The sequence below is a fragment of the Stagnihabitans tardus genome, assembly GCF_009925085.1.
Taxonomy (GTDB): domain Bacteria; phylum Pseudomonadota; class Alphaproteobacteria; order Rhodobacterales; family Rhodobacteraceae; genus Stagnihabitans; species Stagnihabitans tardus.
Genome location: NZ_JAABNR010000025.1, coordinates 1 through 11,686, shown reverse-complemented (window position 1 = coordinate 11,686; position 11,686 = coordinate 1). Strand labels below are relative to the sequence as shown.

11 protein-coding genes are annotated in these 11,686 nt (G+C 66.7%); 7 read left to right on the top strand and 4 right to left on the bottom strand.

The genetic code is table 11. The features are described from left to right. Positions 1 to 86 precede the first annotated feature (86 nt). Together GV832_RS18295 and GV832_RS18290 are read right to left on the bottom strand one after the other, a co-directional pair. Positions 87 to 782 carry an imm11 family protein gene (locus GV832_RS18295; protein ID WP_168776330.1) on the bottom strand — a complete coding sequence of 232 codons (696 nt, stop codon included), beginning with the start codon at positions 780 to 782 and terminating at the stop codon, positions 87 to 89. Between the two features lie 250 nt (positions 783 to 1,032). Further along, complete coding sequence (locus GV832_RS18290; protein ID WP_168776329.1) at positions 1,033 to 1,650, bottom strand: thiamine phosphate synthase; 618 nt, start codon at positions 1,648 to 1,650, stop codon at positions 1,033 to 1,035. A gap of 94 nt (positions 1,651 to 1,744) precedes the next feature. On the opposite strand from GV832_RS18290, the gene GV832_RS18285 reads away from it, so the two are divergent. The 5 genes from GV832_RS18285 (at position 1,745) to GV832_RS18265 (ending at position 7,188) form a co-directional block, all read left to right on the top strand. After that, positions 1,745 to 2,482 (top strand): RNA methyltransferase, encoded by a 738-nt coding sequence (locus GV832_RS18285; protein WP_168776328.1) that lies wholly within the window; start codon positions 1,745 to 1,747, stop codon positions 2,480 to 2,482. A gap of 81 nt (positions 2,483 to 2,563) precedes the next feature. Next, on the top strand, positions 2,564 to 3,256 hold the full coding sequence (locus GV832_RS18280) for a hypothetical protein (protein ID WP_168776327.1): 693 nt from the start codon (positions 2,564 to 2,566) through the stop codon (positions 3,254 to 3,256). A gap of 172 nt (positions 3,257 to 3,428) precedes the next feature. Beyond that, complete coding sequence (locus GV832_RS18275) at positions 3,429 to 4,550, top strand: COX15/CtaA family protein (protein WP_168776326.1); 1,122 nt, start codon at positions 3,429 to 3,431, stop codon at positions 4,548 to 4,550. Next, positions 4,547 to 6,016: a carboxypeptidase M32 gene (locus GV832_RS18270; RefSeq protein WP_168776325.1), complete on the top strand. Its 1,470-nt coding sequence runs from the start codon at positions 4,547 to 4,549 to the stop codon at positions 6,014 to 6,016. Before GV832_RS18275 ends, GV832_RS18270 begins: the two co-directional genes overlap by 4 nt. Continuing rightward, positions 6,013 to 7,188, top strand: coding sequence for an MFS transporter (locus GV832_RS18265; RefSeq protein WP_168776324.1), 1,176 nt, complete (start codon positions 6,013 to 6,015; stop codon positions 7,186 to 7,188). The genes GV832_RS18270 and GV832_RS18265 overlap by 4 nt, the downstream gene beginning before the upstream one ends. Before the next feature lie 24 nt (positions 7,189 to 7,212). Here GV832_RS18265 and GV832_RS18260 read toward each other — a convergent pair whose 3' ends face one another. Both GV832_RS18260 and GV832_RS18255 read right to left on the bottom strand, forming a co-directional pair. Further along, on the bottom strand, positions 7,213 to 7,983 hold the full coding sequence (locus GV832_RS18260; protein WP_168776323.1) for an enoyl-CoA hydratase: 771 nt from the start codon (positions 7,981 to 7,983) through the stop codon (positions 7,213 to 7,215). Beyond that, positions 7,983 to 8,348, bottom strand: a complete 366-nt coding sequence (locus GV832_RS18255) for a bactofilin family protein (RefSeq protein WP_168776322.1) — start codon at positions 8,346 to 8,348, stop codon at positions 7,983 to 7,985. The genes GV832_RS18260 and GV832_RS18255 overlap by 1 nt, the downstream gene beginning before the upstream one ends. A 177-nt stretch (positions 8,349 to 8,525) precedes the next feature. Here GV832_RS18255 and GV832_RS18250 point away from each other — a divergent pair, with 177 nt between their 5' ends. Together GV832_RS18250 and GV832_RS18245 are read left to right on the top strand one after the other, a co-directional pair. After that, positions 8,526 to 9,482 carry an agmatinase gene (locus GV832_RS18250; RefSeq protein ID WP_168776365.1) on the top strand — a complete coding sequence of 319 codons (957 nt, stop codon included), beginning with the start codon at positions 8,526 to 8,528 and terminating at the stop codon, positions 9,480 to 9,482. 92 nt (positions 9,483 to 9,574) lie between these two features. Next, positions 9,575 to 11,227, top strand: a complete 1,653-nt coding sequence (locus GV832_RS18245; protein WP_168776321.1) for an amidohydrolase — start codon at positions 9,575 to 9,577, stop codon at positions 11,225 to 11,227. Positions 11,228 to 11,686: the final 459 nt, after the last annotated feature.

Here is an 11,686-nt window from a genome sequence, read left to right as displayed (position 1 = left end):
TTTGCGAAAAGATGAATGGGGGCGTTCGGCGATCTGTTGAGAGGTTACATCGGGGGCTTGAAGACCCGCCAACGGCAGGGGCATCCTCAAATGGTCTTCACCTTGTGATGCTTTGGGATGTTCAGACCGGCTTTGAGGATTTCGGCCTGCAAGATGTCGGACAGGAAAACCCTCGGGCGCAACAAACGCCGTTCACGCCAAAGATGCGAAGTGCCGATTTGGTCGGCCCGAAAGGCCAATGTCGCAAAAACGGCCATTGTCATGCCACTTGCCTGCCTTTGATAGCCCGTCCCGGTGACAGACTCGGGCGGAGTTGCTTCGAGATCAAAACTGTCCAAGAAGCGGCCAATGATCAATCCGAAGTAGCGCTTCGGAAGGTCCGCGCCTTTGGATGTCGTAAGCCGGAGCGGCCAGAAGACATGCCCCCCCGGTTCCAAGGCTTCGATGATGGTCCTAAGTTGCTCGTCGACGGCCAACATGCGATCGCGTGTCATGAAGAACGCCGCCAAGTCCGTATGGGCGCCTTCCAGCCGAATTTCCTGCGGCAGCTCATCAATGTCAGGCATGCGGACAGGAGACTGACTCCTGGCAGGGTTCCTGACCTCGCGGGTGAACGCCTCGGACACCCGGTAGCAGTAATCCGCCACGGACCCATCCATCATGGCTTTCACCTCTGGGGCCAGGTCCTTCAACCGACGGCTCAGGTGCTCTTTCCAACCGACGAAGTCGCTTCTTGGAAAGTGCTTGCCAAATCCAGTCGGCAACACGATGCCCCAGACCATCTTGAAGACCTCCCTTTGGCGTTAAGGATTTGCCCTGAAGGCCTGCATCGGATCGCGCAGCACTTCATGCCTCAAGCTCGCATACCTCGGATGAAGGCGCAGGTCACCGCCCTTCACCACCTGGCCGGGATTGGCGATCGCGCGCCCAGCCGAGGCACTTGGTTTCCGCAGGCGGGGCGAAGGCGTTGCTGTCGCGGGTCAGGGGGGGCAACCTCCGACCTGGCAGGGGCCAGGCGCTTGATTCCAGGCCCTAAAGGATCGGCGCCAGCAGCGCCTTCAAGGCCTTGGCGGGGTCCTCGGAGGTCCAGATCTCCGGCCCGGGGGCGAAGAAATCGGTGACCGGGGCGAGGGAGGCCACGAGCTCGCGGGTCAGGGCGCCTTCGGCGACGACCGGGACCTCGATCATCTCGGACCACCACTGGAAGAGGTCATGGGGGGCGAGGTCTCCGGTTCCGAGCGGCGAGGGGCCGACGGGGCCGAAGGAGACATAGTCCGCCCCGGCCTCGGCGGCGTTCATGCCGTCGTGGCGGGTGACCCCGCACCAGGCGCCGAGGATGGCGTCGGGGCCGAGGTCTTTGCGCAGGGTGCGGATATGGCGGCCGCCGTCCGTGAGGTGGAGCCCGTCGAGGCCATGGCGCTCGACGAAGGCCACGTGGTTCTCGATCACGATGGCCACGTCGCGGGCATGGGCGATGAGGCGGCAGGCATCCGCCGCGCGGCCGAGGTCATCGGGGTCCTTCGTGGCCAGCGAGAGGCGCAGGCAGGCGATCTCGACCGCGTCCATGACCGAGGCCAGTTGGTCGGGGAAGGTGATCAGGTCGATCACCGGGGGGGTGATCAGGTTGATCTGGGGGCGATCTTCGGACATCTGGATACCTCGCTTTGGGGCGGTTTAGCCCAAGGGCGGGCGGTTGCCTAGGGGGACGGGTTTCTGTAAGGGGGCAGGGCAGAATGGAGGCGCCATGATCCCCCCGGTTTTCGTGCTCGTCAGGCCCCAGATGGGGGAGAATATCGGGGCAGCCGCCCGGGCCATGCTGAACTTCGGGCTGGAGCGGATGCGGGTCGTCGGCCCTCGGGACGGCTGGCCCAATGAGCGGGCGGTGGCGCTGGCCTCCGGTGCGGGGCGGGTGCTGGACCAGGCGGGGGTCTTTGCGGACCTCGACGGGGCCTTGAAGGACTGCGATTTCGTGATGGCCACGACGGCGCGGGGGCGGGAGCTGACCAAGCCGGTCTATACGCCTGAACGAGCCATGGAGCTGGCCCGCGAGATGGCCGCCCAGGGCAAGCGGGTGGGGTTTCTGTTCGGACCCGAGCGGGCGGGGCTGGAGAACGAGGATATCGTGCGGGCCAATGCCATCGTCACGGTCCCGGTCAACCCGGAGTTCTTCAGCCTGAACCTCGCCCAATGCGTGCTTCTCCTGGCCTATGAATGGCGGCGGCAGACGGTTCAGGTGGCTCCGGTCGTCATGGAGATGGCCGGCGCCGATCTCGCCGATGCCGGGGAGATCGCGGCCCTGGCCGCCCATTACGAGGAAGACCTCGAGGCCGCGGGCTTCTTCTTTCCGGCCCACAAGGCGCCGAAGATGAAGACCTCCCTGCGGAACATGTGGTCCCGGCTGGGGCTCACAAGGGCCGAGGTTCAGACCTTTCACGGCATGCTCCGCCAGATCGCCTACCGGATCAAGAACCCGGGGAAATAGCGGCCTTGCACGCGTGCAAGGGGAGGTAATGCGTTGAATTCATTTCATACCCTGTTTTCCGTTAAGAAATTGGCAAGGACTTTGCCTGGCAAGACCCCTGCGCTGCTGAGGCGGGGCGCCGCGCTGGGGGCGCTTTGCCTCCTGGCCGCCCCGGTCCTCGCCGAACCGCCGCCCTGCGCGGTGAACGGTCCCTTGCCGGGCCTGGTGCCCACGGGCTTCCCGGCCATGGTCACGACACCCGTAGACTTCGACCGGGTCGAGGTCCTGGGCGAGGGCCTCGCCTTTTTCGAGGGCCTCCAGGACCCGCGCCATGCCCTCGTCTTCAGCGAGCGGGCGAGGGAAGGCGGCCCCAAGGCCGAGTTGCGCTTTTGGGACGGCGCGGGGCAGGTCCATGCCTGCCTTCTGGGCAGCGGGAGCCTCGCGCCGGTCATGGAGCAGCCGGGGGCCTGGGCCTGGGGGGATTGCGACTTCGGCCCCGCAGGCGCGGCGCAAACGGCACCTCCCCCGGGCGAGGCCGCTTCGGAAGCCCTGGTCCTGAAGCCCGGGGAGCGGCGCCTGTTGCAGGTCTCCGCCCCCTTTGCCGAGCTCTCGACCGATCTGGGCGCGGGTCCGGGGGGCCTTGCCGCCGACATGGGTGCCGTGACCGATCGGCAGGTCCGGGTCGAGGCGCTGCGGCCCGGGGTCGGGATGCTGGTCTTCATGGATTATGAGCAGGACGACAAAGGGATGCGCGGCTTTTCCGCCCGCCTCTGCCCGGTCCGCGTCGCGCCCTGAGGCCTAAGCGCCGGGGCCGCCGCGCGGGGCGAGGATTTTCGCAGAAAATCCGAGCCCTCTCCCGCCCGGTCTAGGTGTCGGGGCCGCGTCTCATGACCCCTCCGTGATCCTCCTCCCCTTGAAGCCCCCCGGGCGGCGGACTAGGGTCTGGCCCCAGCACGAGGGGTGATCCATGGCAGCCAAGCGCAGCATTTTCGAAGAGGTCGGCCAAAAGGTCGAGGGCCCCAAGGCGGGCATGATCTCGGGGCCCAAGGCGGGGCGGGGGGCGGTGCGCGCCTGGCTCATCGTCATCTTCCTGCTCGTCGCCGTGATGATCCCGGTGGGCGGCCTGACGCGGCTGACCGAAAGCGGCCTCTCCATCACCGAATGGAACCTGGTCATGGGCACCCTGCCGCCCCTGTCCGAGGCCGACTGGGCGCAGGAATTCGCCAAGTATCAGGACTCCTCGCAGGGCAAGAACCTGAACCCGAACATGACCATGGAGCAGTTCAAGGGCATCTATTGGTGGGAATGGGGCCACAGGCTTCTGGGACGGGTCATCGGCCTGGTCTGGGCCGTGGGCTTCGCGGGCCTGGCGCTGGCGCGCAAGATCCCGCCGGGCTGGTCGCAGCGCTTCTGGCTTCTGGGCGCCTTGATCGGGCTTCAGGGCCTGATCGGCTGGCTCATGGTCCATTCCGGCCTGAAGGAGGGCATGATCTCGGTCGCCAATGTCTGGCTGGCGGCGCATCTGGGCGGGGCCTTCGTGATCTTCGGTTTCATCGCCTCCTGGGTCTTTCAGCTCGGCCGCAGCGAGACCGAACTGATGGTCGCGCGCCGGGCGGGGGAGAAGAAGCTGGCCGTCAAGGCCACGGGGCTGATGCATTTCCTGTTCCTCCAGGCCATCCTGGGCGCCCTGGTCGCGGGCATCGACGCGGGCCAGTATTACCCGACCTGGCCGGACATGAACGGCGCCTTCCTGCCGCCCGAGGCCCTTGACGGCGCCCTCTTGCAGAACCCGGCCCTGGTGCAATTCGTCCACCGGATGATGGCCTATGTGATCCTGGCCTATGGGATCTATGCCTGGGTCAAGGGGCGCGCCTCGCCCCATGCCAGCACGCGCCGCGCCTTCCATTGGGTGCTGGCGGCGCTGGTCCTGCAAGTCGTCCTGGGCATCGTCACGGTGCTGGCGGCGGCGGCGATCCATCCTGCGATCAGCCACCAGGTGGGGGCGATCCTCCTCTGGGTCCTGGTGATGCGGGCACGACATTTGGCGGCGGCGCCCATCCAGGGCTCGATCCGGAAGGGAACGGCATGAACAACCACGCTTTCACCGATTTGATGGCTTTCGAGCGCGAGACCCAGGCGATTGCCGCCGTGGCCGAGCGCCTGGGCTGGGACCAGGAGACGATGATGCCGCGGGGCGCCGCCGAGCAGCGCGGCGAGGAGATGGGGGCGATGGAGGGCATCCTGCATGCCCGCCGCACCGATCCGCGCATCGCGGAGTGGCTGGGGGCCGCCGTGGCGCCCGATGCCGCAGGCGAAGCGCAATTGCGGCTGATCGCGCGGTCTCATGCGCGGGCGGTCAAGATCCCGGGGGCCCTGGCGCAGGAGCTGGCGCGGGTGACCTCGGTCGCGCAAGGCGTCTGGGCCGAGGCGCGGGCGAAGGAGGACGTGGCGGCCTTTCTGCCGACGCTGGAGAAGGTCGTGGGCCTGCGGCGCCAGGAGGCGGCGTGTCTGGCCGAGGGCGGCGATCTCTATGATGCCTTGATGGATGATTACGAGCCCGGCGCCACGGCGGCCACCATCGGCGCGATGTTCGACCGGATGCGGCCAAGGCTGGTGGCCCTGCGCGAGAAGGTGATCGGCAAGGCCGCGCCCCGGGTCAGCGGCCATTTCCCGGCCGAGGGGCAATTGGCCTTGGCGCGCGAGGTGGCAGAGGCTTACGGCTATGACTTCACGCGCGGGCGGATCGACCTGGCGGTGCATCCCTTCAGCTCGGGTTCGGGCGATGACAGCCGGATCACGACGCGGGTGGTGGAGAGCGATCCGTTCAACTGTCTTTACTCGACGATCCACGAGGTGGGCCACAGCTCTTACGAGCTGAACATCGACCGTGGGCTCAAGATGACTCCGGCGGGGCGTGGCGTGTCCATGGGGGTGCATGAGAGCCAGAGCCGGATCTACGAGAACCAGATCGGGCGCGGGGCGATGGCCCTTTGGCTTTACGGGCGGATGGAGGCGCGGTTCGGCGCCCTGGGCGTGTCCTCTGCGCAAGAGTTCCTGCGGGCGGTGAACCGGGTGCAGGCGGGCTTCATTCGGACCGAGGCCGACGAGGTGCATTACAACCTGCATATCATGATGCGCTTCGACCTTGAACGCGCGTTGATCCGGGGTGACCTTGCAGTGGGCGACCTGGAAGAGGCCTGGAACGCGCGGTTTGCGGCGGATTTCGGGGTCAAGGTGGACAAGCCCTCGAACGGGGTTTTGCAGGATGTGCATTGGTCGGTCGGGCTCTTTGGCTATTTCCCGACCTATACTTTGGGCAATGTCTATGCGGGTTGTCTGTGGCAGGCCTTGCGGCGCGATCTGCCGGGGGTCGAGGAGGCCCTGGCCAAGGGCGATACCTCGGGCGCGGTGGGCTGGCTGAAGGAGCGCTTGCAGCGCCATGGCGGTCTGCGGACGCCGTCGGAGACCATCGCACATGCCTGCGGTTTCGCGCCCTCCGAGGGGCCGCTTCTGGACTACCTGGAAGCCAAGTTCTCCGGGCTTTACGGGCTGTGACCAGGGATCAGCGCCATGCGGTCTGGGCGCTGGCGCTTGGGCTTTTGGTGATCTACGCGGGGGTCTTCTATGCCTATCCGGCGATGTTGCCGGATCTGCTGGCGGAAACCGGGTGGAGCAAGGCGACGCTCGCCTTCGGGCCGACCCTGGGGTCGCTGGTCATGGCGGCGCTGACGCCGTTTACGGGCCGCCTGGTCGACCGGGGCCTTGGCGCGGGGCTGATGATCTGGACGCCGGTTCTGGCGGTGGCCTGTGTCGGCGCCCTGGGTTTCGTGCGCGAGCCCTGGCAGTGGTGGGCGGTCTGGGCGCTGATGGGGGTGGCCCAGGCGGGCTGCCTGTATGAAAGCACCTTCGCCATGCTGGCCCGCCACCTGGGGCCGAACGCCCGCGAGGGGATCACGCGGATCACCCTGGTTGCCGGCCTTTCAGGGACCATGACCTTTCCGCTGGGCCATTACCTGGCGGGGGCCTTGGGCGGGCAGGGCGCCTATCCGGTCTTTGCCCTGATGACCCTGGTCATCACCGTGCCCTTGAACCTTTACGCCATGAAGCGGCTCGGGCGCGGGGAAAGCCCGCGTCACGAGGCGGCCCAGGGCGCGCTCCGCGCGGCGCTGGCCCGCTGGGAGTTCTGGGGCATCGCGGGGATCTTCGCGCTGATCTGGCTCGATCACGGGATATTGCTGACCTATATCCTGCCGCTGTTCGAGGAGCGGGGCGTCAGCCGCGAGGCCGCGGCCTTTGCCGCCGCCTGCCTTGGGCCTGCGCAATTGGTGGGCCGGCTGGTGCTGATGGTGGGCGGAGGCCGGGTGACCAATCGCGCGGCCACAAGGGTCTCGGTCCTGGCCGTGGCTTTGGCGGGGGGCTTGCTGATCCTGGCGGGCGCGGCGCCGATGCTGGTCTTCGTCGTCGTGGCGGTGCAGGGCGCGGGCGTGGGGCTCATGTCGATCATGCGGCCCATGCTGATCGCCGAGGTGCTCGGCCGCAGGGGCTTTGGCGCGGTCTCGGGCGCTTCGGCGGTCTCGCCCATCCTGGCCTCGGCGGCGGCGCCTTCGCTGGGGGCCGTGCTGTTGGACGGGTTCGGAACGGGGGCGGTCTATGCCGCACTTCTGGGCTTTGCGCTGGCGGCCCTGGTGCTGGCCGTCGTCGTGACGCGGGTGCGGGTCGAGGGCTAGGGCCCCGGGGTATACCCCGGGTCTTTACCAGCGGGGCTGGCGCTTCTCGATGAAGGCTTGCAGGCCCTCGTCGGTGTCGGCGTTCATCAGGTTTTCCACCATCAGGGGCGTGGCTGCCGCATAGGCCTGGTCCAGCGCCAGGCCCGCTTGCGCGGCGAAGACCCTCTTGCCGATGGCCAGGGCGCTGGGGAGCTTGGTCGCCAGCTTCTCGGCCAAGGCCATGGTCGCGGCCGTCAGGTCCTCAGGCACCGTCACGCGGGTCACGAGGCCCAAGCTTTGCGCGCGGGCGGCGTCGAGGAAATCGCCGGTTGCGGCCAGCTCATAGGCGGCGGAGGGGGGGATTTTGCGCGAGAGCGCCACGATGGGGGTCGAGCAGAAAAGGCCGATGTTGATGCCGTTCACGCCAAAGCGCGCGTGGTCGGCGGCGACCACGAAATCGCAGGAGGCGGCAAGCTGGCAGCCTGCGGCGGTGGCAATGCCCTGGACCTCGGCGATGACGGGCTTGGGCAGGGTCGCGATGCGGTGCATCAGGCGCGAGCATTGGGTGAAGAGCGCGGTCATCCGGGCGGCGCCGCCGTCGGGGTCGGCACGGAAGCCCTGGATCTCGCGCAGGTCGTGGCCGGCGCAGAAGGCCTTTCCTTCCGCCGCGATCACCAGGACGCGGGCGTCAGAGGAAGCAAAGGCCTCGACCGCGTCGGTCAAGGCCTGGAGCATCTGCGACGAGAGCGGGTTCAGCTTGGCGCCGTTTTGCAGCGTGATCCGCGTGATGGCGCCGTGGTGGCTGACCCCGATCATTATTTGTTCAGGGCAAACTTGCCCTCGATCTGGGCGCCGCTTTCGATGGTCAGGGTGGAATAGGTCACATCGGCCTGGACCTCGGCGGTCGAGCGCAGCGCGAAGCTTTGCGATTTCACGGACCCGTTCAGCACGCCCTTGACCTCGACGATGTCGGAATTGACCGTGCCGGAGACCCGGCCCTCGGCCCCGATCACCAGGCCCTTGGCGACGAGATTGCCCTCGACCTCGCCCATGACCTCGACCTGGCCGGAGGAGGTGATCTCTCCGACGATGCGCAGGTCGGCGGCAAGCACCGATTTGGAATTGGCGCCGGGGCGGGCGGGGGCATTGGGCGAAGTCATCGGCTCGGTCTTGGTGAACATGTGTCAGGTCCCGAAGAGGTTGGGCCGATAAGGACGGAAAGGGGGGGCTTGGTCAAGGGGGAGGCGGCCATTTCCCGCCCTTTGGGTGTCGCGGATGGGCTTGTGGGGGCGGCTCTGGGGGTGTTGACTGGCTTCGATACGCGGGCGTTCGCCTTGCGGTGGAATGAGGAGACGATGATGGCGGGTGATCCGTTCTTTCAACCGGTGTCCGGGCTGGACTTGCCGCGATTCGCAGGGGTCCCGACCTTCATGCGGCTGCCTTACGTGGATTTCGACCATCCGCGCTTCAAGGATGTGACGATCGGCCTGGTGGGGGCGCCTTGGGATGGCGGCACGACGAACCGTCCGGGGCCGAGGCATGGGCCGCGCCAGCTGCGCGACCTGTCGACCATGATCCGGGCGAAGAATGGGGTGACCTGGGTGGCTCCGTTTGAATTGCAGAATTGCGCGGATTTGGGGGATGTGAGCCCGAACCCGGCGGACCTGATGGACAGCCTCGCGCGGATGGAGGCGTTTTACGACCGGCTGCGTGTGGCGGGGGTCAGGCCCCTGACCGGGGGCGGGGATCACCTCTGCACGCTGCCGATCCTGCGGGGGCTCGCCAAGGGGCGGAAACTGGGGCTGGTGCAGTTCGACAGCCATACCGACCTGAACGACTGCTATTTCGGGACGGGGAAGTATACCCATGGCACGCCCTTCCGGCGTGCGATGGAGGAGGGGCTGATTGATCCCGCGCGCTATGTGCTGGTGGGGATACGCGGCACGGCTTACGGGCGCGACGATTGGGATTACGCGGCGGAACAGGGCATTCGCATCATCGGGATCGAGGAGTTCCACAAGCGCGGCGTCGATGACGTCATGGCGGAGGTGCGCGAGATCATCGGGGGTGGGGAGACCTATGTCACCTATGACATCGACTTCGTCGATCCGACCTTCGCGCCGGGGACGGGGACTCCGGAAGTGGGCGGGCCGAATTCCTGGCAGGCGCTTCAGGTCGCGCGGGCTTTGCGCGGGGCCAATGTCGTGGGGGCGGACCTGGTGGAGGTTTCGCCTCCCTTCGACCAGACGGGGAACACGGCCTGGCTGGCGGTGAACCTGATGTTCGAGATGCTTTGCGTCATGGCGGAGCGCTGACGGAGAGCGCCGGGGGCGCTGCCCCCGGACCCCCGGGATATTTGAGCCAAATTGAAAGACGAGGGCGGGAGTTCTCGGAGAGGGTGAGAGAGATGGAAGCGGATCTGATCGTTTGTGGCGCGCGGGTTATCACGATGGATGCCGGGCGTCCTCGGGCCGAGGCCGTGGCGGTGGCGGGCGGCAAGATCGTCGCGGTGGGGTCGGATGCGGCCGTGCTGACGCTGCGGGGGAAGGGGACGCGGGTGGTGCAGGCCGGGGGGCGGACGCTCTTGCCGGGCTTTGTCGAGAGCCATCTGCACCTGGGGCTTGGCGGGTCAGAGCTCGATCAGCTGCAACTGGGCGGCGTTTGCGGCTTTGACGCGGTGGCGGCACGGGTGCGGGCCTATGCCGAGGGGCGTTCGGACCCTGTCCTGATGGCGCAGGGCGCGGGCTATGGCTGCCTCGGGGCCGGCAAGCCGCGCGAGCTTCTGGATGCGATCATCGCGCGGCCCTTTGCCATGACCTCGCCGGATCATCACACGGTCTGGGCGAACACCGCCTGCCTGGAGCTCTGTGGCCTCTTGCATGGCGCCGTGATGCCCGAGGGGCATGAGGTGGTGATGGAGGACGGGCTTGCGACGGGTGAGCTGCGCGAGTTCGAGGCCTTTGGTCCGGTGATCGAGGCGGCGGGCTACAAGCGGATGAACGTGGGCATCGCCACGGGGATGGAGCCCGAGGGGGCGGGGGCGGCTGAGCGGGCGGCGGATGCGGTGCATTTCAAGCGCGGGCTTGCGCATTGCGCGGCGCATGGGGTGACCTCCATGGTCAACATGGATGGCAACCTCTATACCTTGCAGGTCCTGGCCGAGATCGAAGCCGCGGGGGATCTGACCGCGCGGGTCGTGGTGCCCTTCCATATGAAGCCCACGATGGCGCTGTCCGAGTTGGAGCGGGCCTCCGAGATGGACCGGCTTTACCGGGGCGACTGGCTGCGCTCTGGCTTCGTCAAGATGTTCATGGATGGCGTGGTCGACAGCCGCACCGCCTATATGCTGCGGAACTATCCCGGCACGCAGGCGCGCTCGGTGCCCTTGTTCGAGCTGGAGCAGTTCCGCGATGTCTGCGCCGAGATCGACCGGCGGGGATTGCAGATCGCGGTCCATGCCATCGGCGATGGCGCCGTGCGCCAGACGATCGACGGCTACGAGGCGGCCATGGTCCGCAACGGGCGGCGTGACAGCCGCCACCGGATCGAACATATCGAGCTGATCGACAAGGCCGATATCCCGCGGCTCGGGGCTTTGGGGATCACGGCCTCCGTGCAGCCGCCGCATCCTCCGGGGGCGATGGACTTCCCCTTCTCCCCGACCATGGAAGAGATCATCGGCCGCGACCGCTGGGACGACGCCTATCTGTGGCGGACGCTGAAAGAGGCCGGCGCCCCGGTGGCCCTGGCCAGCGATTGGCCGGTCACCGATATCTCGATCCTGCGGGGCATCCAGGCGGCGATGACCCGGGCTGTCTATGAAGGCGGTGTGGATGAAAGGTTCACCCTGATGGAGGTCCTGCATGGCTATACGGCGGGCGGCGCCTGGGCGGCGAAGCTCGACGATGTGACGGGCATGCTGCGGATCGGGATGGCGGGCGACCTGGTGCTTCTGGACGGCGATATCGAGGCGACACCCTTCGCCCAGATCGGCCAGATGGGAATCGCCCTGACGGTTTCGGCCGGTCGCGTGACCCATCAAGGTGCTGGATTCGCTTGAGTTATCCACATGGGGGCCGGTTTCTGTGGAGAACTCGGCCCCTCGCTGTCCTTGCGAAGGCAACAGGAGAGGGCGGCCCAGGATTTTTCGCAAGGAAAATTTTCAAGCAGGCTTGGAAATTTTGCGAAAGGCGTCAGAAAATCGTCACGTGGTCTGATTTTTCCTCTTGCGGGTTCTGATCTGTCTCCGTAAATACCGCCTCACCGAAACGAAGACGACGCCAGACGGTGTTGGAAGCGGGACGGGAGCTGAGCGGAAGCGAAGCGAAAACTGAAGATAAGGCGGTTCGGGGAACGCTGGGAGACTGGCGCCTCGGACATGTTTTGTCCTCTTGCTCTTTGAAACTGTAATGAACGAAGGGATATGCGGGCGGTTTGGGCGCATCGGCGTCTGAAAGCTAGCATATCGGCCTTGTAGGGAAGTTGGGGAGACCTGATGGACCGATGATCAAGGTGTCAG